We start from the raw sequence: 21,869 nt of genomic DNA on the forward strand, positions 1-21,869 counted from the left end.
CCCCGGTCACAATGGCGACTCGTCCTTCACAGATGCCGGTCATGTCTTTGCTCTCCTTTGAGATTGTTGCGGTGCTTGGAGTGTACCGTGTACCAAGCAAATGCTAGGGTATCAAGCAAACGTTAGGTAGGTACAGGATGTCAATTACATCGAAGATGCACCACGACGGCGTGCGTGCGGTAACAATGAGCTATCCACCGGTGAATGCCCTGCCCGTTGCAGGCTGGTTCGCCGTCGCCGAAGCGATTCAGGCTGCAGGCGAGGATCCGGACACGCGCGTGGTGGTCCTGCGGGCTGACGGGCGCGGTTTCAACGCCGGCGTCGACATCAAGGAAATGCAGGCAACGGAAGGATTCGATGCCATCCTTGCGGCCAACCGGGGATGCTATCTCGCTTTCAAGGCGATCTATGAGTGCCCGGTTCCCGTCATTGCCGCCGTCAACGGCTTCTGCCTCGGCGGCGGAGTGGGCCTGGCCGGAAGCGCCGACGTCATCGTGGCCTCCGACGACGCCTACTTCGGCGTCCCGGAAGTTGACCGCGGCGCCCTTGGTGCGGCAACCCACCTTTCCCGTCTGGTTCCGGCACACCTGCTGCGCACGCTCTACTTCACCAGCCGGACGATTACGGCGCAGCGGCTGGCCGAATTCGGCAGTGTTGCCCAGGTGGTTCCCGCGGACGGGCTGGATGAAGCGGCCTTTGCCATTGCCGACGAAATCGCGTCCAAGGACACCCGGGTGATCCGGGCCGCGAAGGAAGCCCTGAACGGCATCGACCCCGTGGACGTGGTGAAGAACTACCGGTGGGAGCAGGGCTTCACCTTTGAGCTCAACCTCCGCGGTGTTGCTGATGAACTGCGCGACGATTTCGTCGCCACGGCGCCCGCCTCGGCCCAGTGAGCAGCAAGGTCCTCTCTGCCGGGGACGTTCCAGGGCTGTTCAGCGACGGGATGACCATCGGCATTGGCGGCTGGGGGTCGCGGCGCAAACCCATGGCACTGGTGCGCGCCCTGGTCCGTTCCGGCGTGCGCGGCCTTACCGTTGTCAGCTTCGGCGGTCCGGATCTTGGCGTGCTCTGTGCCGCCGGGCAGGTCAAACGCGTCGTCTTTGGGTTTGCCACGCTCGACTCCATAGCCGTCGAACCGCATTTTGCCGCCGCCCGGCAGGCTGGCAGCGTCGACGTCGTCGAGCTGGACGAGTCCCTGCTGGTCTCCGGGCTTCGTGCCGCCGGGCGCCGGCTTCCTTTCGAAGTGACGCGCTCCGGACTGGGGTCCGATGCCCTGGCAGGCAATCCGCAGATCCGCACCGTCACCTCCCCGTACGACGACGGTGAGGAGCTCGTGGCCATGCCCGCGATTCATCTTGACCTGGCCCTGGTGCACCTTAACCGCGCCGACGAACTCGGCAACGCCGCGTGCCTGGGTCCGGACCAGTACTTTGACGATCTGTTTGCCCGCGCGGCAACCCGCACCGTGGTGAGCGCGGAGGCCGTGGTTTCGACGGCGGAGCTCACCCGGGACGCGCACCCGTCCACGCTGCTGCTGAACCGCACCATGGTGGACCACGTCGTCGAACTGCCGCACGGCGCGCACTTCACCTCGTGCCTGCCGGATTATGAGCGCGACGAAGCGTTTCAGCGGGAGTATGCCCGGTCCGCCTCGTCGGCGCCGGCGTGGCAGCAGTTCCGTGCCCGGTATCTCGACGTAGACGAAGCTGCCTACCTGGTGAATGCCGGGGCCGGCAATGAGTGAGATCACCAGGGCCGAGGTAGCCGTTGCGGCCTGCAGCGATCTGTTCCGCGGACAGGCGGAAATCCTGGCCAGCCCGGCCGGAATCGTACCCACCATCGGCGTACGCCTGGCGCTGCTGACCCATGCACCCGACCTGATGATCAGCGACGGCGAATCCACCATTCTTGGCGACGTCCCCGCCGTCGACCGGCCCAGCACCGTTTCGGCCGGCTACCTGCCGTACCGGGAGCTGTTCGAACTCATTGCAGCAGGACGCCGCCACGTGGTGATGGGAGGCGCGCAGATTGACCGGATGGGCAACCAGAACCTGTCGCTGATCGGGGACCATGCCAAACCCGCCAGGCAGCTGCTGGGCACCCGGGCGGCTGCCACTAACACCGTCAACCACACGACCAGCTACTGGATAGCCCGCCACAGCCCCCGGACTTTCGTAGAGAGCGTTGATTTTGTGACCGGTGTCGGAAACGACAGGGCCCGCGCCGCCGGCCCGGCAGCTTCCCGGTTTCACCGGCTGCACCGCGTGGTGACGAATCTTGGCGTGTTTGATTTCAGCGGCCCGGACGGCGGTATGGCCCTGCTGTCCGCACACCCCGGAGTCAGTTTCGACGAGATCCAGGCTGCCACCGGGTTCCCGCTGCACACCGCGGAAACCGTTCCGGCTACCCGCCTTCCGGATGAGCGGGAGCTTCAGCTCATCCGGGAGGTTCTTGACCCCCGTAAGCGCAGAGAAGACGAGGTCCCAGCATGAGCACCGAGAACCGCATCAAGACGCCCCTGACCGAACTCACCGGCGTTGAGCATCCGATTGTGCAGACGGGCATGGGCTGGGTGGCCGGACCCCGGCTGGTCACGGCCACGGCGGAAGCGGGTGCCCTGGGTATCCTGGCCTCGGCCACCATGACGCTGGAGCAGCTTGAGCACGCGATTGTGGAAGTGAAGAGCCTGACCGACAAGCCCTTCGGCGTCAACCTGCGTGCCGACGGCGCCGACGCTCCGGAACGCGTTGACCTGATGATCAGGTACGGGGTGAAGGTGGCCTCCTTTGCCCTGGCTCCCAAGCGGGAGCTGATCGAGAAGCTGAAGGACAACGGCTCCGTGGTGATCCCCTCGGTGGGAGCGGCCCGGCATGCCGAGAAGGTGGCCGCCTGGGGCGCGGACGCCGTGATGGTCCAGGGCGGAGAGGGCGGCGGCCACACCGGAGCCATTCCCACCACCCTGCTGCTGCCGTCGGTGGTGGATGCCGTGGACATCCCGGTTATTGCCGCCGGCGGCTTTTTCGACGGCCGCGGGCTGGCAGCGGCTCTGGCTTACGGCGCCGTGGGCATCGGCATGGGCACCCGGTTCCTGCTCACCAGTGACAGTTCAGTGCCCGAGGACATCAAGCAGCGCTACCTTGGCTTCGGGCTGGACGGAACGGTGGTCACAACCAAGGCTGACGGTATGCCGCACCGGCTGCTGCGCACCGAGTTCGTCAAGGGACTCGAGGACGGCGGCCGGCTGCGCCAGCTGCTGCCAACCCTGCGCCGATCGGTGCAGTTCAAGGAGATGTCCGGACTGTCCTGGCTGGGCCTGGCCAGGGACGGCATCTCGATGAAGCGCGGTTCCGGCAGGAGCTGGAACCAAATGATGCTGGCGGCCAACACGCCGATGCTCCTGAAGGCCGGACTCGTGGACGGGGACACCACCGCCGGCATGCTGGCCGCCGGGCAGGTGGTCGGGATGATCAATGAACTGCCGTCCTGCCGGGAACTGGTGGACCGCATTATCGATGAAGCGGTGGAGCGCCTGCGGGCAAACAGCGCGGCGGTGTCCGTCTAGGCGGTTGGGTCCGGACTCCACCAAAATCCGGACTCCACCAAAATCCGGACTCCACCAAAATCCGGACCCAGCCAAAATCCGGACCAACACATGAGGGATGCTGCAACCGTTTGGTTGCAGCATCCCTTTTTGGCCAGCGGGGCTGACTCTTTCGGACCCGGCAGCTACCGGATATCCACCGGCCTACAGACGCTCAATGATGGTGACGTTGGCCTGGCCGCCGCCCTCGCACATCACCTGCAGGCCGAAGCGTCCGCCGCTGCGCTCCAGTTCATTGAGCAGCGTGGCCATGATCCGCGTACCCGTCGCGCCGATCGGATGGCCCAGGGCGATGCCGCCGCCGTTGACGTTGATCTTGTCCTGCTCGATGCCCAGTTCCTGTGACCAGGCCAGCACCACGGAGGCAAAGGCCTCGTTGCATTCAAAGAGGTCAATGTCGGAAACCTTCATTCCGGCACGCTCGAGCGCGTAGTCGGTGGCGCGGATGGGACCGGTGAGCATCCAGACCGGGTCATCGGCACGAACCGAAATGTGGTGGATGCGTGCCCGGGGCGTCAGCGAATGGGTGGCCAGTGCGCTCTCGGAAGCAATCAGCAGGGCGCTCGCGGCGTCAGTGATCTGCGAAGCCACAGCCGCGGTGATCCGGCCGCCCTCGGTGAGCACGGGAAGGGTGGCCATCTTTTCCAGCGATGTGCCGCGGCGGGGTCCCTCGTCGTGGGACAACCCGGCAATCGGGACGATTTCGCGGGCAAAACGGCCCTGATCGGTGGCTGCGATCGCGCGCTGATGGCTGCGCAGCGCAAATTCCTCCATGGCTTCGCGTGAAATGTTCCACTTTTCCGCGATCATCTCCGCCGATCGGAACTGGGAGACTTCCTGCGTCCCGTAGCGGGCCACCCAGCCCGGGGACTGTGCAAAGGGCGTGGTGAACCCATACTGCTCACCGAGTGTCATGGCGGCTGAAATGGGAATGGCGGACATATTCTGCACTCCGCCGGCCACGATGAGATCTGCAGTTCCGGACATCACGCCCTGGGCGGCAAAGTGCACGGCCTGCTGGCTGGATCCGCACTGCCGGTCAATGGTCACGCCGGGAACGTGGTCCGGCATCCCGCCCACCAGCCAGGCGGTGCGGGCAATGTCACCGGCCTGCGAGCCAACCGTGTCCGTACACCCGAAGATGACGTCATCCACGGCTCCGGGGTCAATGCCGGTGCGTTCCACCAGCGAGGCAATGACATGCGCACCCAGATCGGCGGAATGGATACCGGCCAGGGAACCGCCCCTGCGGCCCCCGGGCGTACGGACAGCGTCAACAATATATGCGGTACTCATTCGGTTGCTCCCTTAGGCTTGCTGGCTGCTGACGGACACAACTTCGCCCGTCATGTAGGACGAATAGCCGCTGGCGAGGAACACCATGACATTGGCGATCTCCCACGGCTCGGCGGCCCGGCCAAACGCCTCGCGCGATGTGAGCTGCTCCAGCAGCTCATCGGAGGTGACCTTTGCGAGGAACGGGTGCATGGCCAGGCTCGGCGAGACCGCGTTGACCCGGATTCCGTACGGTGCCACGTCGAGGGCGACGGAACGGGTGAGTGCCATGACGCCGGCCTTGGCGGCGGCATAATGGGCCTGGCCCTCCTGGGCGCGCCAGCCAATGACCGAGGCGTTGTTGATGATGACGCCCTTGACGTCATTTCGGACCATGCGCCGGGACGCCGCCCGTACGCTGCGGAACGTTCCCGTCAGGGTGACGTCCAGGACCTTGCTCCACTGGTCGTCGGTCATTTCCAGAATGGAAACCGTTCCGCCCAGGCCGGCGTTGTTGATCATGACGTCCACTCCCCCGGCGTCCTCGGCAAGATCCAGCAGGGCCTCGACCTGGTCCTCCACGGTGACGTCACAAACTGCCCAGCGGACGCGGTCGGCGCCAAACTCGGCGCCAAGTTCTGCTGCAGATGACTCCAACCGTCCGGCATGGGTGTCACCGAGCACCACCAGGGCAGCTCCTTCTTCCAAACAGCGGCGCGCTGCTGCGGCACCAATCCCGGCGCCGGCTGCAGCGGTGACCACCACCCGGCGCCCGGCAAGCAGGCCGTGGGCGGGTACATACTCGGGTACGGGCTGTGAGACGCGTGATTCAATCATGCGCGTGCCTCCTTCGGCAGGCCGAGCACACGCTCGGCAATAACGTTTCGTTGGATTTCGTCCGAGCCGCCGTACAGGGTGTCCGCGCGGCTGAACAGGAAGAGGGTCTGGAGTGCGTCAAGTTCGTAGGGTGTTTGGGCAACGGTGAGCCCTCCCGGGCCGGCAACCGCCATGGCCAGTTCGCCAAGCGAGCGGTGCCACGGGGCCCACAGCAGTTTGGTGATGGAGGCTTCGATGCCCTGTTCACCGCTGAGCGTGCGGAGCCCGTGCAGGCGCAGAATGTCCAGGCCCATGTGCGCGGAAACGATCCGGTCCTGGATGATCGGATCATCGATGGCACCGTTGCTGCGCGCCAGTTCGACGACGGACTCGAGCTCGCGCTGGAACGCAATTTGCTGCGCCAGGGTGGAGACGCCGCGTTCGAAACCCAGTGTGCCCATTGCCACCGACCATCCGGCACCGGGCTCCCCCACCACGAGGTCCGCGTCGGTGACGGCCCCGTCGAAGAAGACCTCGTTGAATTCCGAGGTGCCGGTCAGCTGCAGGATCGGGCGGATTTCAACACCTGGCTGGTCCATCGGCACGAGCAGGTAGGAGAGCCCGTCGTGCCGGCGTGGTCCGGACCCGGTCCGGGCGATCACGAAGCACCAGTTGGCGTTGTGGGCCAGCGAGGTCCAAACCTTCTGTCCGTCGATCACCCACCGGCCCTCGTCGTCGAGCCTGGCCTTGGTGGCTACGTTGGCCAGGTCGGAACCGGCCCCGGGCTCGGAGTATCCCTGGCACCAGAGATCCTCGACCGCCACAATCCGCGGCAGGAAACGCTCCTGCTGCTCCTTGGTGCCGAAGGCAATCAGAGTGGGGCCCAGCAGTTCCTCGCCGAGGTGGTTTACGCGGGCGGGGGCATCGGCCCTGGCATATTCCTCATGGAAGATGACCTGCTGCAGCAGGCTCAGCCCGCGGCCGCCGTATTCCCGGGGCCAGCTGACACAGCTCCACCCGTGTTCGGCAAGATGGCGGTTCCACTCAAGGCGCTCCTCGAAGGCCTCGTGCTCGCGGCCGGAACCGCCGAGCCCGCGCAGCTGCGCAAACTTCCCGACGAGATGGGATTTCAGCCAGCTCCGGATCTCCAGACGAAACTCCTCGTCCTCCGCTGAATAGTTCAGATCCACGACACACCTTTCATCGCCCACCGCCATTGGTCATAAAGTCGAGCTTCGCCTATGCTAGCAAACCAAGCACTTGTTTGGTGAACTCCATCACAGCGGGAAGTGTCTCAGAGAGGAGCCACGATGAAAAATGATGATTCCGGCGAGGTTGTAACGTACGAGGTGCGCGGTTCCGTGGCCATCGTCCGGATCAACCGGCCCGAGTACCGCAATGCGCAGAATTCCAAAGTCACCTACGCACTGGATGCCGCGTTCACCCGTGCCGTGGAGGATGACGCGGTGAAGGTCATAGTGCTGGCCGGAAACGGCAAACACTTCTCGGCCGGACATGACATCGGCTCCCCGGAACGGGACATTGATCAGAGCTTCGAGCGCAAGGCCGTCATGTGGTGGGACCACGTGGGCGCCGCCGGCGTCGATTCGCGCTTTGCCCGGGAATCCGAGGTTTATCTGGGCATGTGCCGGCGGTGGCGGGAAATCCCGAAGCCGCTAATCGCCATGGTCCAGGGCGCGTGCATTGCCGGCGGACTGATGCTCGCGTGGTCCTGCGACTTCATCGTGGCCAGCGAGGATGCGTTCTTCTCGGACCCCGTGGTCCGCATGGGCATTCCGGGCGTGGAGTACTTCGCGCATCCCTGGGTCATGAACCCCCGGGCCGCCAAGGAGTTCCTCTTTACCGGTGACCGTTTCACCGCCCAGCGGGCCCACGACCTGGGAATGGTGAACCATGTCGTTCCCCGGGAGGACCTGGAGGACACCGTCATGGCCATGGCCGAACGCATCAGCGCCATGCCCCGGTTGGGGCTCGCCCTTGCCAAGAAGGCAGTTAACCAGTCCGAAGACCTGCAGGGGCTCCGCGCCGGCATGGACTCGGTCTTCGGGCTGCACCACGCAGCACATGCCCACAATGCGGAGGTCGGCGCGGACTCGCTGGCCGGAATGGGAGCCAAGAGCATGCGGGACGCGGCGGTGGCCAAATGAACCTCGAACTCAGCGACGAACAGCAGGCCTTTGCGGCGGAGGCGCGCGCCTGGCTCGCCGCAAACGTCCCGTCAGCACCGTTGCCGTCCATGGACACCGAAGCTGGATTCGCCGCCCACCGCGAATGGGAAGCCAAACTGGCAGAAGGCCGCTGGTCGGCCGTCGCCTGGCCGGAGGAATTCGGCGGCCGAAGCGCCGGCCTGGTGGAGTGGGTTCTGTTCGAGGAGGAGTATTACCGCTCCGGAGCGCCCACCCGCGTGGCCCAGAACGGCATCTCGCTGCTGGCCCCGATCCTCTTTGAGCACGGAACGGATGACCAGCGCAACCGGTACCTGAGTGCCATGACCGACGGGTCCCTGATCTGGGCGCAGGCCTGGTCCGAGCCGGGCGCCGGCAGCGATCTGGCCTCCATCCGCAGCACTGCCCGCCGCGACGACGAGCGCGGCGGCTGGCTGCTCAGCGGCCAGAAGACCTGGAGCTCTCGGGCAGTCTGGGCCGACCGCGGATTCGGACTGTTCCGCAGCGACCCGGCCGCACAGCGGCACCGTGGCCTGACGTACTTCCTGTTTCCCATGGACGCCCCCGGACTTACAGTGCGCCCGATCGCCCAGCTCGACGGGTCAACGGGTTTCGCGGAACTGTTCTTCGAGGACGTCTTTGTTCCTGATTCAGACGTCCTCGGAGCGCCGGGAGACGGCTGGCGCGTGGCGATGAGCACCGCCGGCAACGAGCGGGGCCTTTCACTGCGCGCCCCGGGCCGGTTCTGCGCTGCCGCCGACCGGCTCATTGACCTGTGGAACACCCACCAGCAGGAAGACCCCTTCGCCCAGGACGCCGTCGTGGATGCCTGGATTAAGGCTGAGGCCTACCGCCTCTATACCTGGGGCACCGTCAGCACGCTGCAGGACGGCGGCGACATTGGCGCCGAGGGCAGCGTCAATAAAGTCTTCTGGTCCGAACTGGACATCGCACTGCATGAGACGGCACTGGATCTGCTCGGCCCGGCGGCGGAACTGCGCGGCACTCCCGGCATGGCGGACGGACGGTGGATGGACGACTACCTGTTCTCCATCTCCGGCCCCATCTACGCAGGCACCAATGAAATCCAGCGCAACATCATCGCAGAACGTCTACTCGGCCTCCCACGCGGCGGCGACGGCAGGAGAGTGTCATGAAATTCGCACTGAGTGAAGAACAGCAGTCGCTGGCTGAGGCCCTCGACGAAATCATCGAGAGTGCCGGCGGAACCAAGGTTGCGCGGACTTGGGCAGAGGGGAACACGGCGCCCGGAGCTGCGCTGTGGAGCCAACTGGCCGAGCTCGGACTGTTCGGCCTGAGCGTCGCGGAGGACGACGGCGGCATGGGCGGCACAGCTGTGGACCTCGCCGTCGCGTTCGAGCGGCTGGGCTACCATGCGGTTCCCGGACCATACATTGAATCCGCCGCACTGCTGCCCGAACTGGTCGATTCCGCTGTGCGCAGCGGCATCCTGGACGGGACTGTGGTTGCCACAGCAGCTGTGCCGGGACTCGTTCCATACGCACTTGACGCCGCGGCAGCCAGCCGCTGCTTCGTCGTCGGCCCCGATTCGCTGGCCCAGGCATCCGCCGGGCCCGGCACCGCCTCCGTGGACCGGACCCGGACGCTGAGTGAACTCACCGCCGTCGGGCAGGAAACCGCTCTGGACCCCGCCGCGGTGGAACAGGCCATCGACCGGGCAACACTGGCCTGTTCGGCCATGCTGCTCGGTGCCGGAGAGCGCCTGCTGGAGGAAGCCGTCAGCTATGCCAAGATCCGCGAACAGTTTGGCCGTGCCATTGGTGAGTACCAGGCTCTCAAGCACCAGCTTGCCGATGTCCGCATCGCACTCACGTTTGCGCGCCCGCTGATCTACGGTGCGGCCCTCGACCTTGGAAGTCCCGACGGCGCCCGCAGCATCTCTGCTGCCAAGGTCGCCTCCGGCGATGCAGCAGCTCTGGCGGCACGCGTCGCCCTGCAGGTCCACGGCGCCATCGGCTACACGGAGGAACACGACCTGGGGCTCTGGATCACCCGGGTCCGTGCACTTCTGGGTGCCTGGGGAACGCCGCGGCACCACCGCTCCCGGATCGCCGCCGTGCTTCTTACCCCCGCCCGCTGACCTTCCACACGCTTAAATTTCCACACCCTTGAACTTCCACATCTGAGGACACCATGGACTTCTCACTGACCGACGAGCAGAACGAGCTCGTCAAGACCCTCCGCGCAGTGCTCAAACGTCATGCCGACTCCGCTGCCGTGCGCAGCGCAGCAGATTCCGAGTCCGGCTACGACCCGGACCTCTGGCGCACTCTTGCTGAAGAGGTGGGTGTTTCCTCGCTTGCCATTCCCGAGGAATACGGCGGAGCCGGCTACACCTGGTTCGAGACCGGCCTCGCCCTGGAAACGCTCGGCTACCAGCTGGCGCCCAGTCCCCTGCTGGCATCAGCAGTCCTGGCAGCGTCCGCCGTCCTGGAATCTGATGAGGAAGAGGCGCGCGGGAGACTGCTTCCCGGCATTGCCGAGGGAAGCAGCATTGCCACTCTGGCCTGGGCCGATGAACGCGGAGTCTGGAGCACCACAGGCTCGGGCATTACCGCCAGCAGTCCGGACGGGGAGCGAGCCGGGAACTGGACACTGGACGGAACGGCAACCCTGGTGCTCGACGGCGTGCGTGCCGACACGGTCATCGCCGTCGCCAACACGCCTGAAGGAGTGGGCCTGTTCGAGGTCCTGGATCCCGCTGCGGTCCAGCGGGTGAACACTCCAGCCGTTGACACCACCATCCGGTTCGCGACGCTGACCTTCGAGCAGGTTCCCGCCCGGGCACTCCGGCTGGATGCCGGGAACCCGCTGGAGCGAATCCGGGACATCGCCGTCGTCATGGTGAGCTGCCTGCAGGTGGGAACGGCTCAGCGCGGGCTGGACATGAGCGTCGAATATTCCAAGCAGCGCGTCCAGTTTGGCCGGGCCATCGGTTCCTTCCAGGCTCTCAAGCACCGGATGGCGGACATGCTCGTGCAGGTGGAGACAGCGCGGACCACAGCCTGGGCTGCGGCCTGGTCAGCCGCAACCGACGCTGCGGATCTGCCGGAACGCGCGGCGTCCGCTGCTGCGTGGTGCGCAGACGCCCTTGACAAGGTGGCCGCCGAAACCGTGCAGATTCACGGGGGAATCGCCATCACGTGGGAGCACGACGCTCAGCTCGTCTTTAAACGGGCGCATTCCACAGGCCAGCTGTTCGGCTCGGCGCGCGAGCACCGGCGCCGGCTGGGGATGCTCCTTGGCATCGTCCCGCAGCCAGGCGGGGATGCATCCTCGGAACGGCAGGACTTGGTTCCCGCTGCGCTGTGAGCTCTACGCCGTAACCCCGCCGTCCACGATGAAATCCTGGCCGGTGCAGTAGCTGGCAGCATCACTGGCAAGAAAGGCCACCATCGCCGAAATTTCCCCGGGCCGGCCGGCCCGGGGAATGGGTACGGTTGTTATGAAACCCGTGCCGGCGCGCGTCTCCTCGCTGATCATTGGTGTGTCCACCGCCCCGGGGCACACGGTGTTGACCCTGATGCCGTAGGGCCCGTACTCCCTGGCGGCGGACCGGCTGGCTCCGCGCAACCCCCATTTGGACGCGGAGTACGGAACACGGTCCGCGTACCCCGCAACGCCGGCGGTGGAAGCAATGTTGATGATGGACCCGCCGGCCGCACGCATGGCGGGCAGAACAGCCTGCATGCCAAGGATAGGGCCAAGCAGGTTGATGTCGATGGCGCGGCGGATGATGTCCTCACTGGTCTCTGCCAGCGGAGCAACCGGACAATAGCCCGCATTGTTCACCAGGACGTCCACCCGGCCGAACGCAGACACTGCTGCATCGACGACGCGGTGCCAATCCGCCGGCGAAGATACATCGTGAGCCAGTCCCAGGACGTCCGATCCCAGGGACCGGGCCAGCGCGCTGACTCCCGGTGCGTCGACGTCGGTCAGCACGAGACGCGCACCCAGTCCATGCAGCAGGGCTGCATGCGCCTGACCCTGCCCGCCGGCCGCACCGGTAATCAGGACAACTTTGTCACGCAGTGAAATAACGGGCTCAACCGCGTTCATGTGGATTTCCTCCAGTTAATGTTGGTCACGGGCATCCCGTTGTTGAGGTGGACGTCAATGTCGCCAAGCCGTTGCCTGACCGGCGGCGTCATTTTCCAACCACCGTCCAGCCTCCATCGACAGCAAGGCATTGTCCGGTGACGAAGGTTGCATCCAGGAGCAGGAAAACAATGCTCGCCGCCATTTCCCCGGGTGTCGCGAAGCGGCCCAGGGGCGTCCGGGCGAAGACAGCCCCGGGGTCATAGCCGCCGTCGATCATTTCTTGAACCATGGGCGTGAGCGTGTGGCCGGGCGCCACCGAGTTGACCCTGACTCCCAGGGGCGCCCACTCAATGGCCAGGTTCTCAGTGAGCTGCCGAACGGCGGCCTTGGCAACACCGTAGTCCGACTGTTTCTCCCACCCGCCGAAGGCCGTAGTGGATGAAACCGTGACGATCGATGCCGGCGCGCCCTCCAACCCGCGCACCACCTCCCGGCTCACGGCGAGTGTGCCGAGCACATGCACGTCCAGAACGTTTCGGGTGCGCGCGAAGTCCAGATCCAGCGCCGGCAAAAAGGAGCCGCGGATGCCGTGGCAGGTCACGAGTCCGGTCACCTGCCCGCCTCGCTGGCGTGCCCGGGCCACCGCCGTCTGCACAGCAGGCTCGTCGGTGACATCGACCCGCATGTAGTCCACTGTGGCTGGCCGCTCCTCTGACACGGCTTGCTGCAGATCAAGAACCGTCACCAGTGCCCCGCGGCCGGTAAGGTCCTCCACCACGGAGGCGCCGATCCCGCTTGCACCCCCGGTCACGATGATGTGCTCCTGCGCAATCTCCGGCTGCCCCATGCCCATCCTGCCTGTCGTCCCGCTGCCTGCGCGGCGCCGGTCGCGGCGTCGCAGTCTCATGGTAGTCTGGCTCCCAAACAAGCGCTAGGTTACGCAATGATGCGGGGAAAGAGGACCGGATGCCGGATAAGAGGATCGGACTCAGTGAGGCGGTAGCGTCCATTGAGTCGGGAATGACCATTGGCATCGGCGGCTGGGGTTCCCGCCGCAAGCCCATGGCCGTGGTTCGTGAGCTGCTGCGCAGTGACGTGACCGACCTGACGGTCGTGGCGTTCGGCGGCCCCGACGTCGGACTGCTGGTTGCCGCCGGGAAGGTGCGCAAGCTCATTTACGGCTTTGTGTCGCTGGACAGCATTCCCCTGGACCCGCTGTTTACTGCGGCCCGTGAACGCGGCGAACTGGAAATCAATGAATATGACGAAGGCATGTTTGTCACCGGCCTGCGGGCAGCGGCACAGCGGCTCTCCTTCCTGCCCACCGTGGCCGGCATAGGCTCCGATGTACTGGACGCCAACCCGCACCTGCGGACCGTAGCCTCGCCGTACTCGGATGAGGAGTACCTGGCGGTTCCCGCAATTCCGCTGGATGTTGCCCTCATCCACGTCAACCGTGCGGACAGCGGCGGCAATGCCCAGTTCCTGGGGCCAGATCCCTATTTTGACGATCTCTTCGCCATGGCTGCCGCACGCACCTTCGTGAGCACCGAGCGCATCGTCGAAACAGATGCCCTCCTGGAGGAAGGCACCTTCCATACCCTGATGCTCAGCCGGATGTATGTGACGGGCGTCATTGAGACCCCCCGCGGTGCCCACTTCACGACCTGCGAACCCGACTATGGTCGGGATGAGCTGTTCCAGCGCCATTACGCCGCCTCAGCAAAGGATCCGGAGACCTGGTCCAAGTTCGTTGCGGAATTCCTCAGCGGCGATGAGGCCGGCTACCACGAAGCAGTTGCCCGCTTCCATGCAGTACAGGAGAACAAGTAATGACCGCTGACGCCACCATCGCCGAAATTTGCATTGCGGCCTGCTCTGACACCTACAAGGAATCCGGTGAAGTGCTTGCCCATGCCGTCGGCACCATCCCGACCATCGGGGCACGTCTGGCGAAACTGACGCACTCGCCGGACCTGGTCCTGAGCGACGGCGAAGCCTTCATGATGAGTGAGCCGCCGCCCCTGGGGAAATCCGCCGCAGCCGGCGGAGTCATTGAGGGGTGGGCACCGTTCCGCCGGATCTTCGACATTGTTGCCACCGGACGGCGCCAGAGCATGATGGGCGCCAGCCAGATCGACCGGTACGGCAACCAGAACATCTCGCTGATCGGTGACTGGAACAAGCCCAAGCGCCAGCTCATCGGCGTGCGCGGCGCCCCCGGCAACACAGCCAACCACCGGGTGGACTACTGGGTCTCGCGCCACAGCACCCGCCTGTTTGTTGAGTCGGTGGACATGGTCTCCGGCGTCGGCAACGACCGGGCGCGTGCCGCGGGTCCGGTGCTGCGCTTCCATCATCTCGGCGTGATTGTCACCAACCTGGCTGTGCTGGGGTACGACGGCGACGGCCGGGTCACCGTCCTGTCCGTCCACCCGGGAGTCGACCCGCAGGCTGTGGCCGACAATACGGGTTTCAGTCTGGACGTCTTGGACGCTCCGCGAACCCGCATCCCCACCGACGAGGAACTGCGCCTGATCCGCGAGGTCCTGGATCCCCGGGGAGCCAGGACCCGCGAAGTCCAGAACTAGGACCCGGCCCTCAGTCCTGCAGGAGCCCGGAGTGGATCAGTTTCAGGAAGTTGCGGCCGGCACTTTCAGCAGAGTGCCGGCCGCCGGGACGGAACCAGCGCACCGTGGACCAGACGCCGTCGCGGATAAAGCGGTAGGTCATTGCGGAATCCAGGTCGGCGCGGAAGACACCCTCGCGCTGGCCCTCCTGGATGACGTCCTGCCAGATGGCCTCAATGCGGGCACCCTCCTCGGCAACAAATTCGAAGCCCGGTATCTTGGCCAGGAAGGAGGCCTCGTTCTGGTAGAGGCCGACGGCGTCGGGCTGGGTTTCGATGGTGAGGAAGGCAGTGCGCACCAGTTCGTCAAAGACCGTCAGCGGACCGCCGCCGGCCGCGGCAATTTCCTCGGAACGCTGCCGCAGGCCACCCATGAAGGACCGCAGGATCTCCTGCAGGATGGCATCTTTGGACGAGAAGTGGTGGTACAGGCTGCCCGAGAGGATCCCGGCTTCATCGGCAATATCCCGCACCGTGGTTGCCGAGTAACCCCGCGACGCAATCAGATGCCCCGCAATCGCGAGCAGCTGCTCCCGCCGCTCGGAGCCCTGCTCGCTGGGGGCCTGGGCCGTTTTCCTGTTCGCTGCCATCTAATCTCCTCATATCGAAACAACCAAGCATTTGTTTGATTATCCCGCATTTTTGACACGTTAGTGTGTTAGCCGCGCCACCCAATTTTTTCACATATGTGAGGAAGGGATTTACCTCGATGCACCTCTCGGACGCACAGACCATACCCCAGCTGCTCAGCGATATGGCGCAGCGCGGAGACCACCCCGCAGTCATCGCCGGTGACACTGCCGTCACCTACGCCGATCTCAGCAGCCGCATCACCGAAGCATCACGCGCCTATCTGGCCAGCGGCATCCGACCGGGTGACCGTGTGGCGGTGTGGTCCCCCAACCGCCTGGAGTTCATTCTTGCCATGCTTGGAGCGCAGGCGATCGGAGCCGCCGTCGTGCCCCTGAATACGCGGTACACCGGACATGAGGCGGCTCTGATCCTGCGGCGGTCCGGCGCTGTGGGCCTGGTAGTGGCCAACAGTTTCCTCGGGCGGGAGCCGCTGCAGGCGCTGCGGAAAGCTGCCGCAGAGGACGCCGGGTCCGAGGATTCACCGATCCCGGGCCTGCCTTCCCTGCGCCTGGTGGTCAATCTGGACAGCTCAACGGACTCTGTGGATGCTACGGGTTGGAGCACGTTCCTGGCCGGCGGCGCGACAATCGGCTCCGCACCTTTGGCCGCAGCATTCGAGGAGGTCGGCCCCGGCGACGTCGTCGACATTCTCTACACCTCCGGCACCACTGGTCTCCCCAAGGGCGTCATGAGCGCACACCGGCAGACTCTGGGCGTGGCCCGTGCCTGGGCCGCCGGCGCTGAGCTTTCGCCGGAAGACCGGTATGCGGTGGTTAATCCGTTTTTCCACGGCTTCGGTTACAAGGCGGGAATGATCGCCTGCCTTGTGGCCGGGACAACCATTTATCCGGTGGAAACGTTCGATGCAACGGGCCTGCTCGAGCTGATCCAGGCTCAGCGGATCAGCGTTTTGCCCGGAGTCCCCACCATCTTCACCTCCCTGTTGAACCATCCGGACCTGGGCTCCTATGACACGTCGTCGCTGCGCTTCGCCATTGCCGGTGCCGCGACGGCGCCCGAAACCCTCTTCCGGGACATGGTTGAAGTGCTGGGATTCCGCCGGGTTGCCCAGGGCTACGGACTGACCGAATGCGTGGTGGCAACCCTCTCCCGGCCGGGTGAAACCCTGGAACACGCCAAACAGACCACGGGTCCGGCAGTGGCCGGAATAGAGATCCGCATTGTGGATGCCGCCAACACGGAGCTTCCCGTCGGCGAGGACGGCGAGATCCTGCTCCGCGGTGACAACCTGATGCTGGGATATTTTGATGATCCGGATGCGACCCGAGCCGCCGTTGACGACGACGGCTGGTTCCACACCGGCGACATTGGCCGCCTCGATGAGCACGGGTGCCTGAAGATCACTGACCGGCTCAAGGACATGTTCATTGTGGGCGGGTTCAACGTCTATCCGGCGGAAATCGAGAACGTGCTGCGGCAGCACCCGGCCGTCAACGAGTCTGCCGTGGTGGGCATTGACGATGAACTAATGGGATCAGTGGGCAGGGCATATGTCGCACTGCTGCAGGATGCAGATCCGATGCCGTCAGCGGATGACCTTGCGTCCTTCTGCAAAGCCAGGCTGGCCAACTACAAGCTGCCTCGTGAATTCGTGATCGTTAATGAATTCCCGCGCAACGGCACCGGCAAGATCATGAAGTCAGAACTGCGGGGGAAGCAGTCCAGCCTTAGCTGACGCCGGCGCAGCGGGTGTTGCGGGGTTTGTACAGCCGCAGATGAGGTACACAATGGACTTCGGATCTTCTGGGTCCCCACCTACTTCTCTCGGAAACGGCAGCAAACACTTTGAGCAACCCCAAGCCCGGCACCTTACAGCCTGACAGTTTTAAACCCTGGCCCGCCCTGTGGTCCCTGGTCATCGGATTCTTCATGATCCTGGTGGATTCCACGATCGTGAACATTGCCACGCCGGCCATCATGGCGGATCTGGGGGCAGGACTGGATCAGGTCATCTGGGTGATCAGCGCCTACCTGCTGGCCTACGCCGTGCCGCTGCTGATCACCGGCCGGCTCGGAGACCGTTTTGGACCGCGGCGGGTCTACCTGATCGGCCTGGTGGTCTTCACCCTCTCCAGCCTTTGGTGCGGTTTCGCAAACAACGTGGAGGCGCTGATCCTGGCCCGCGTCTTCCAGGGTTTCGGCGCGGCTCTGATGACTCCGCAGACCATGTCCGTGATCACCCGGATTTTCCCGCCGGAGAAGCGCGGCACCGCACTGGGCTTGTGGGGCGCCACTGCAGGCGTCGCTACCCTCGTGGGTCCGATCCTCGGCGGCGTCCTGGTGGACGGCCTGGGCTGGGAATGGATCTTCTTCATCAACATCCCCGTGGGCGTGGTGGGCTTCATCCTCGCCTACCGGCTGGTCCCGCGGCTGTCGACGTCGGTGCACCGCTTCGATTACCTGGGCGTGCTTCTCAGTGCGGCGGGCATGTTTGCGCTGGTGTTCGGCATCCAGGAAGGCGAGAGCTACAACTGGGGCACCATCGCCGGACCCCTCTCAGTCTGGTCACTGATCATTGCCGGCATAGTGCTCCTGGCACTGTTCGTGCTGTGGCAGCACCTGAACCGTGCCGAGCCGCTGCTTCCGCTGAAGCTCTTCAGGGACCGCAATTTTTCCCTTGCCAATATCTCGATCACAGGCATGGGCTTTGCGGTGACCGCATTCTCCCTGCCGCTGATCCTCTTCGCGCAGAACGTGCGCGGGCTCAGCCCCACGCAGGCCGCCCTGCTGCTGGCACCGATGGCTGTTCTGTCCGGCGTCCTGGCGCCGCTTGCGGGCAAAACCGTGCAACGCGGCAACCCCAGGTCCATCGCCGTCGTTGGCTTCGCATCCATGGCAGCATCGCTGATCTGGCTCGGGGCACTCCTCAGCCCGGAGGTACCCTACTGGCAGCTCGTGCTGCCCATGCTCCTGATGGGCTTTGCGAACGCCTGCATCTGGCCGTCGGTTTCGTTGACCGCCACGCGTAACCTGGCGGCCGATGTTGCCGGTGCCGGCTCCGGTGTCTACAACACCACCCGCCAGTTCGGCGCCGTCATCGGCAGCAGCGCCATTGCGGCGGTCATGCAGTCCCGGCTTATGGCACACCTGGGCGCAGGTGCGGCCGACGGCGGAACCGCACCTGCCGTCGGCGCCTTTCCGGAGACACTGAAGGCCGGATATTCCGCGGCCATGGGCCAGTCGCTGTATCTTCCCGCGGCCGTGATTATCGTGTCCCTGCTGGCGTCCTTGTTTTACGCCAAGCCGGCACCCCACCTCACCTCCCGCGGTGCCAGACACAACGCCGCCAACAGCACAGCAGCGTAAGCGTCAGCACGGCACCCCCGGGGCCGGGTCCGGTCTCAGCTGAGCCGCTCCAGGACCATGGCCATGCCCTGCCCGCCGGCAACGCACATGGTTTCCACCGCAAACTGCTCGTCGCGCTCCTGCAGGGCGTGGATAGCCGTGGTGGTCATCCGCGCTCCGGTCATTCCAAACGGGTGGCCGAGGGCAATGGCGCCGCCGTTGACGTTGACCTTGTCCGGGTCGATGCCAATGTCATCGATGGACGGCAGCACCTGGGCTGCGAACGCTTCATTGAGCTCCATGATGTCCATGTCGGAGATGGACATGTTGGCATTCGCCAGGGCGCGGCGTACTGCGTCGACGGGGCCCAGCCCCATCAGTTCCGGCGTCATGGCTGCGACGCCGGTGGAAACAATGCGTGCCAGCGGCGTCAGGCCCAGCTCCGCGGCACGGGTATCACTCATGATCACCAGGGCGGCGGCGCCGTCGTTCAGCGGGCAGCAGTTGGCTGCGGTGACGGTGCCGTGTTCGCGGAACACCGGCTGCAGGGCGGAGAGCTTTTCAGCGGTGACGCCGGCGCGCGGGCCGTCGTCGGTGGAAACAACTGTGCCGTCGGGGAGGGTGACTGGGGTGATGTCCGTCTTCCAGAAGCCGCGGGCCGCGGCTGCTTCGGCGCGGTTCTGGCTCCGTGCCGCCCATTCATCCTGCGCCTCGCGGGAAACTCCGCGCAGCTGGGCAACGTTCTCGGCAGTGTCACCCATGGCGATGTAAATGTCCGGGAATTCGCCGCGTTCCCGCGGATCGCTCCAGCGGGCTTCGGAATCCTTGGCCAGGGCCGCGGTGCGGTTCATGGCGTCAAAATACGCCGGGTTCTTGGTGTCCGGCATACCGTCGGACTTGCCGAGACCAAAACGGGACACGGTTTCCACTCCGGCTGAAATGAAAACATCCCCCTCTCCGGCCTTGATCGCGTGCAGGGCCATCCTGGTGGTCTGCAGGGAAGAGGAGCAGTACCGGTGCACCGTGGTGCCCGGCACGCTGTCCAGGCCAAGCTGCATTGCCACCATGCGGCCGATGTTGTAGCCCTGCTCCCCCGCCGGCTGTGCGCAGCCCATCATCAGGTCCTCAATGGTGGACGGGTCCAGCCCCGGAACGGCGTCGAGTGCGGCACGCACCATCTGGGCGGCCAGGTCGTCACCGCGCATCCCGCGCAGGGAGCCCTTGTGGGCGCGGCCAATCGGTGAACGGACTGCGGAAACAATTACGGCTTCGGACATCAGTGTGCTCCTTCTGGTGCTGTGAGGTTCAATAAATCTGCGTTTGGGGTGTGCGCCAGGAAAGCCGGCCACTCTCCCCCGCCGTCGACGTCGAGTACCGCCCCGGTGATATGGCTGGACAGCGGTGAGGCCAGCATGAGGACGGCGTCTCCGATCTCGCGGGGATCGGCCAGCCGGCCGCGGGGAATGGTTGCTGCCACCCGGGCATAGCTGTCCGGGTTTCCGTAGTGGTCCACGGCGCCCTCCGTGGCCACCAGCCCGCAGCTGACGGCATTGACCCGGATGTGCGGCGCCCACTCCACGGCCAGGCTGCCGGTCAGGCTTTCCAGGGCCGCCTTGGCTGCGCCGTAGACAGCGGTGCCCGGACTCGGGCGGCGGGCGCTGATGGAAGTGATATTGACGATCGACCCGCCCTGCTCCTGGGCCATCATCACGGGATGGACGGCACTGACCACATGCGCCGCGGAGAGGAAGTTCAGCTCTGTAATGGCACGCTGGTACCGTGCCGAGCCAGCCTCAAAACGCCCGAAGGGTGATCCGCCGGCATTATTGACCGCGACGTCAATCCGGCCTCGGCGTTCGACGACGTCGGCCACCCAGGCGTGCACCTGCTCATCGTCGCGCACATCGAGGCGGCTGAAGTGCACTGAAGGGGATGACAGCCCCGGTGCGTCCAGATCCGGTTCGGACCGGCCGCAGGTTTCCACTACAGCTCCGGCCGAAACGAAGGCGTCCACGATTCCGGCACCCACGCCGCGCGCACCTCCTGTGACGAGTACGACCCATCCTGTGAGATCGATTGTGATCGACATTGGTTTCCTGCCCTCTTCTCGCAACGGTGCGGATGGTTTACGGTACCAAACAAGTGCTTGTTTGTCGCATGGTGTAATGTCGCGCCGTTCTACTGCGTGATGGTCCAGCCGCCGTCGACCGGCAGGAAGACTCCGTTGATATAGGAACCCAGCGGTGAGAGGAGGAACAGCACCGCATAGGCAATGTCATCCGGACTTGCCATGCGGGCCAGCGGAATCCGGCCCAGCACCTCCTGTCCGCGGGGGCTCTCTGCGAATCCCTGCAGCCGGGGCGTGTCAGTCATGCCCGGGGCCACACCGTTGGAGCGGAACTCGGCTGCGCGGTGCGCGGCGGTATGGCGGACGTACCCCATCAGTGCAGCCTTGGCCGCCGAGTACCAGTCGACCTCGGTGCCCACCAGGTTGCCGGCCACCGATGTGGTCACCACCATCGCGGCTCCCGCGGGCAGCCCTCCCGCGGCCCATATCTCGGTAAGGCTGCGCACGCTGCCCACGCTGATGCTCATGGCGTCGTTGAAAGTCAGGGGTGCCGCCGATGAGGGACCCGCATTGTTGTGCAGGTAGCGCAGCTCCCCCAGTGCTTCCCGCGAGCCGTTGAGCCCGGTTCGGACCACGCTTTCATCAGACACGTCCCCGGTCACGGTGTGCACCAGCCCGCCCCCGTACCGGATCAGGGCAGCCGTCTCCTCCAGGCTCCCGGCATTCAGATCCCAGGCGCTGACGTTCAGTCCCATCTGGGCGGCCCGCAAGGCCGTGGCCCTGCCAATACCGCTGCCGGCACCCGTGACCACAATCGCGTCGCCCCGTCGAAAGCCAAAATCCGGTGCGGTCATGTCCTGCTCCTTAAGCGCAATGATGGCAACCAAGCATTTGCTTGTATAGTCTGGCCAGCATAGTCCGTCGCGCTGCGACCGGCCACAACCCCAACCAACAGCGAGGAACAGTAATGACTGCCAGCTCAGCCCATACGACGGCGACCGAAGACGAGCGCCGCCGGCCGCTGCACGAGCACACCCAACGTCTGAGCTATGCGGACACCGATCCGGCCGGCATTCTCTACTACGCAGCGTGGTTTCCGCGGATGGAAGCGCTGCAGACCGAATGGCTGTTCCTGCAGGACCTGCGCCAGGACACCCTGCTGGAGCGGTTCGGCTGGTGGACGGTCTCGCGGGCCACCCACTGCGACTACCTTGCGGCGGCACGGCTCTTCGACGAAATTACGATCGAGCTGAGGGTCGGCGAGAT

21 protein-coding genes and 1 pseudogene are annotated in these 21,869 nt (G+C 65.1%); 13 read left to right on the forward strand and 9 right to left on the reverse strand.

Features of this window, described 5'->3' with window-relative positions; genetic code table 11:
- Positions 1 to 137 precede the first annotated feature (137 nt).
- From QMA10_RS04410 to QMA10_RS04425, 4 genes are read left to right on the forward strand one after another with little or no spacing between them, the layout of a single operon-like run.
- Positions 138 to 896, forward strand: coding sequence for an enoyl-CoA hydratase family protein (locus QMA10_RS04410; RefSeq protein ID WP_290166480.1), 759 nt, complete (start codon positions 138 to 140; stop codon positions 894 to 896).
- Positions 893 to 1,747 carry a CoA-transferase gene (locus QMA10_RS04415; RefSeq protein ID WP_290166481.1) on the forward strand — a complete coding sequence of 285 codons (855 nt, stop codon included), beginning with the start codon at positions 893 to 895 and terminating at the stop codon, positions 1,745 to 1,747. The genes QMA10_RS04410 and QMA10_RS04415 overlap by 4 nt, the downstream gene beginning before the upstream one ends.
- On the forward strand, positions 1,740 to 2,495 hold the full coding sequence (locus QMA10_RS04420; RefSeq protein WP_290166483.1) for a CoA-transferase: 756 nt from the start codon (positions 1,740 to 1,742) through the stop codon (positions 2,493 to 2,495). Before QMA10_RS04415 ends, QMA10_RS04420 begins: the two co-directional genes overlap by 8 nt.
- Positions 2,492 to 3,565 (forward strand): nitronate monooxygenase, encoded by a 1,074-nt coding sequence (locus tag QMA10_RS04425; RefSeq protein WP_290166485.1) that lies wholly within the window; start codon positions 2,492 to 2,494, stop codon positions 3,563 to 3,565. The genes QMA10_RS04420 and QMA10_RS04425 overlap by 4 nt, the downstream gene beginning before the upstream one ends.
- A gap of 183 nt (positions 3,566 to 3,748) precedes the next feature.
- Here QMA10_RS04425 and QMA10_RS04430 read toward each other — a convergent pair whose 3' ends face one another.
- The 3 genes from QMA10_RS04430 to QMA10_RS04440 are packed head-to-tail and all read right to left on the reverse strand — an operon-like array spanning position 3,749 to position 6,885.
- On the reverse strand, positions 3,749 to 4,900 hold the full coding sequence (locus QMA10_RS04430) for an acetyl-CoA C-acetyltransferase (protein WP_290166487.1): 1,152 nt from the start codon (positions 4,898 to 4,900) through the stop codon (positions 3,749 to 3,751).
- Positions 4,901 to 4,912: 12 nt separating this feature from the next.
- Entirely contained in the window at positions 4,913 to 5,716 is an 804-nt protein-coding gene (locus QMA10_RS04435; protein WP_290166489.1) for an SDR family oxidoreductase, read from the reverse strand.
- Positions 5,713 to 6,885: an acyl-CoA dehydrogenase family protein gene (locus tag QMA10_RS04440; protein WP_290166491.1), complete on the reverse strand. Its 1,173-nt coding sequence runs from the start codon at positions 6,883 to 6,885 to the stop codon at positions 5,713 to 5,715. Before QMA10_RS04440 ends, QMA10_RS04435 begins: the two co-directional genes overlap by 4 nt.
- Positions 6,886 to 7,005: 120 nt before the next feature.
- On the opposite strand from QMA10_RS04440, the gene QMA10_RS04445 reads away from it, so the two are divergent.
- From QMA10_RS04445 to QMA10_RS04460, 4 genes are read left to right on the forward strand one after another with little or no spacing between them, the layout of a single operon-like run.
- Positions 7,006 to 7,863, forward strand: a complete 858-nt coding sequence (locus QMA10_RS04445) for an enoyl-CoA hydratase (protein ID WP_290166493.1) — start codon at positions 7,006 to 7,008, stop codon at positions 7,861 to 7,863.
- Positions 7,860 to 9,038 carry an acyl-CoA dehydrogenase family protein gene (locus QMA10_RS04450; RefSeq protein WP_290166495.1) on the forward strand — a complete coding sequence of 393 codons (1,179 nt, stop codon included), beginning with the start codon at positions 7,860 to 7,862 and terminating at the stop codon, positions 9,036 to 9,038. Before QMA10_RS04445 ends, QMA10_RS04450 begins: the two co-directional genes overlap by 4 nt.
- Entirely contained in the window at positions 9,035 to 10,003 is a 969-nt protein-coding gene (locus tag QMA10_RS04455; RefSeq protein ID WP_290166496.1) for an acyl-CoA dehydrogenase family protein, read from the forward strand. Before QMA10_RS04450 ends, QMA10_RS04455 begins: the two co-directional genes overlap by 4 nt.
- A 53-nt stretch (positions 10,004 to 10,056) precedes the next feature.
- On the forward strand, positions 10,057 to 11,235 hold the full coding sequence (locus QMA10_RS04460) for an acyl-CoA dehydrogenase family protein (protein WP_290166498.1): 1,179 nt from the start codon (positions 10,057 to 10,059) through the stop codon (positions 11,233 to 11,235).
- A 3-nt stretch (positions 11,236 to 11,238) separates the two neighbouring features.
- On the opposite strand, the gene QMA10_RS04465 is transcribed toward QMA10_RS04460, so the two are convergent.
- Both QMA10_RS04465 and QMA10_RS04470 read right to left on the reverse strand, forming a co-directional pair.
- Positions 11,239 to 11,985, reverse strand: coding sequence for an SDR family NAD(P)-dependent oxidoreductase (locus tag QMA10_RS04465; protein ID WP_290166500.1), 747 nt, complete (start codon positions 11,983 to 11,985; stop codon positions 11,239 to 11,241).
- An 88-nt stretch (positions 11,986 to 12,073) separates the two neighbouring features.
- Entirely contained in the window at positions 12,074 to 12,874 is an 801-nt protein-coding gene (locus tag QMA10_RS04470; RefSeq protein ID WP_290166501.1) for an SDR family oxidoreductase, read from the reverse strand.
- Positions 12,875 to 12,933: 59 nt separating this feature from the next.
- Between QMA10_RS04470 and QMA10_RS04475 the strand changes: the two genes are divergently transcribed.
- Positions 12,934 to 13,800, forward strand: a complete 867-nt coding sequence (locus QMA10_RS04475) for a CoA-transferase (protein WP_290166502.1) — start codon at positions 12,934 to 12,936, stop codon at positions 13,798 to 13,800.
- Positions 13,800 to 14,558, forward strand: coding sequence for a CoA-transferase (locus QMA10_RS04480; protein ID WP_290166504.1), 759 nt, complete (start codon positions 13,800 to 13,802; stop codon positions 14,556 to 14,558). The genes QMA10_RS04475 and QMA10_RS04480 overlap by 1 nt, the downstream gene beginning before the upstream one ends.
- Before the next feature lie 10 nt (positions 14,559 to 14,568).
- Here QMA10_RS04480 and QMA10_RS04485 read toward each other — a convergent pair whose 3' ends face one another.
- The gene (locus QMA10_RS04485) at positions 14,569 to 15,186 is read right to left on the reverse strand and encodes a TetR/AcrR family transcriptional regulator (RefSeq protein WP_290166506.1); all 618 of its coding nucleotides are present in this window, start codon (positions 15,184 to 15,186) and stop codon (positions 14,569 to 14,571) included.
- Between the two features lie 119 nt (positions 15,187 to 15,305).
- On the opposite strand from QMA10_RS04485, the gene QMA10_RS04490 reads away from it, so the two are divergent.
- Together QMA10_RS04490 and QMA10_RS04495 are read left to right on the forward strand one after the other, a co-directional pair.
- On the forward strand, positions 15,306 to 16,925 hold the full coding sequence (locus tag QMA10_RS04490; protein WP_290166507.1) for an AMP-binding protein: 1,620 nt from the start codon (positions 15,306 to 15,308) through the stop codon (positions 16,923 to 16,925).
- Between the two features lie 110 nt (positions 16,926 to 17,035).
- The gene (locus QMA10_RS04495) at positions 17,036 to 18,556 is read left to right on the forward strand and encodes a DHA2 family efflux MFS transporter permease subunit (protein ID WP_290166508.1); all 1,521 of its coding nucleotides are present in this window, start codon (positions 17,036 to 17,038) and stop codon (positions 18,554 to 18,556) included.
- A 35-nt stretch (positions 18,557 to 18,591) separates the two neighbouring features.
- Here the strand turns inward: QMA10_RS04495 and QMA10_RS04500 are convergent, their stop codons facing one another.
- The 3 genes from QMA10_RS04500 to QMA10_RS04510 form a co-directional block, all read right to left on the reverse strand.
- The gene (locus QMA10_RS04500; RefSeq protein ID WP_290166509.1) at positions 18,592 to 19,812 is read right to left on the reverse strand and encodes an acetyl-CoA C-acetyltransferase; all 1,221 of its coding nucleotides are present in this window, start codon (positions 19,810 to 19,812) and stop codon (positions 18,592 to 18,594) included.
- On the reverse strand, positions 19,812 to 20,624 hold the full coding sequence (locus QMA10_RS04505) for an SDR family oxidoreductase (protein WP_290166510.1): 813 nt from the start codon (positions 20,622 to 20,624) through the stop codon (positions 19,812 to 19,814). The genes QMA10_RS04500 and QMA10_RS04505 overlap by 1 nt, the downstream gene beginning before the upstream one ends.
- A gap of 89 nt (positions 20,625 to 20,713) precedes the next feature.
- Positions 20,714 to 21,457, reverse strand: coding sequence for an SDR family oxidoreductase (locus QMA10_RS04510; protein WP_290166512.1), 744 nt, complete (start codon positions 21,455 to 21,457; stop codon positions 20,714 to 20,716).
- Positions 21,458 to 21,570: 113 nt separating this feature from the next.
- Between QMA10_RS04510 and QMA10_RS04515 the strand changes: the two are divergent.
- Positions 21,571 to 21,869 (forward strand): annotated as a pseudogene (locus QMA10_RS04515) (hypothetical protein); the annotation flags it as partial.

This window comes from Arthrobacter sp. APC 3897 (assembly GCF_030407495.1).
Classification (GTDB): domain Bacteria; phylum Actinomycetota; class Actinomycetes; order Actinomycetales; family Micrococcaceae; genus Arthrobacter_B.

Coding starts and splice junctions, on each gene's coding strand:
- QMA10_RS04450 (WP_290166495.1), top strand. CDS start 7,860: ATGAACCTCGAACTCAGCGACGAACAGCAGGCCTTTGCGGCGGAGGCG.
- QMA10_RS04460 (WP_290166498.1), top strand. CDS start 10,057: ATGGACTTCTCACTGACCGACGAGCAGAACGAGCTCGTCAAGACCCTC.
- QMA10_RS04490 (WP_290166507.1), top strand. CDS start 15,306: ATGCACCTCTCGGACGCACAGACCATACCCCAGCTGCTCAGCGATATG.
- QMA10_RS04420 (WP_290166483.1), top strand. CDS start 1,740: ATGAGTGAGATCACCAGGGCCGAGGTAGCCGTTGCGGCCTGCAGCGAT.
- QMA10_RS04435 (WP_290166489.1), bottom strand. CDS start 5,716: ATGATTGAATCACGCGTCTCACAGCCCGTACCCGAGTATGTACCCGCC.
- QMA10_RS04500 (WP_290166509.1), bottom strand. CDS start 19,812: ATGTCCGAAGCCGTAATTGTTTCCGCAGTCCGTTCACCGATTGGCCGC.
- QMA10_RS04505 (WP_290166510.1), bottom strand. CDS start 20,624: ATGTCGATCACAATCGATCTCACAGGATGGGTCGTACTCGTCACAGGA.
- QMA10_RS04430 (WP_290166487.1), bottom strand. CDS start 4,900: ATGAGTACCGCATATATTGTTGACGCTGTCCGTACGCCCGGGGGCCGC.
- QMA10_RS04445 (WP_290166493.1), top strand. CDS start 7,006: ATGAAAAATGATGATTCCGGCGAGGTTGTAACGTACGAGGTGCGCGGT.
- QMA10_RS04425 (WP_290166485.1), top strand. CDS start 2,492: ATGAGCACCGAGAACCGCATCAAGACGCCCCTGACCGAACTCACCGGC.
- QMA10_RS04485 (WP_290166506.1), bottom strand. CDS start 15,186: ATGGCAGCGAACAGGAAAACGGCCCAGGCCCCCAGCGAGCAGGGCTCC.
- QMA10_RS04475 (WP_290166502.1), top strand. CDS start 12,934: ATGCCGGATAAGAGGATCGGACTCAGTGAGGCGGTAGCGTCCATTGAG.
- QMA10_RS04480 (WP_290166504.1), top strand. CDS start 13,800: ATGACCGCTGACGCCACCATCGCCGAAATTTGCATTGCGGCCTGCTCT.
- QMA10_RS04410 (WP_290166480.1), top strand. CDS start 138: ATGTCAATTACATCGAAGATGCACCACGACGGCGTGCGTGCGGTAACA.
- QMA10_RS04510 (WP_290166512.1), bottom strand. CDS start 21,457: ATGACCGCACCGGATTTTGGCTTTCGACGGGGCGACGCGATTGTGGTC.
- QMA10_RS04455 (WP_290166496.1), top strand. CDS start 9,035: ATGAAATTCGCACTGAGTGAAGAACAGCAGTCGCTGGCTGAGGCCCTC.
- QMA10_RS04465 (WP_290166500.1), bottom strand. CDS start 11,985: ATGAACGCGGTTGAGCCCGTTATTTCACTGCGTGACAAAGTTGTCCTG.
- QMA10_RS04470 (WP_290166501.1), bottom strand. CDS start 12,874: ATGAGACTGCGACGCCGCGACCGGCGCCGCGCAGGCAGCGGGACGACA.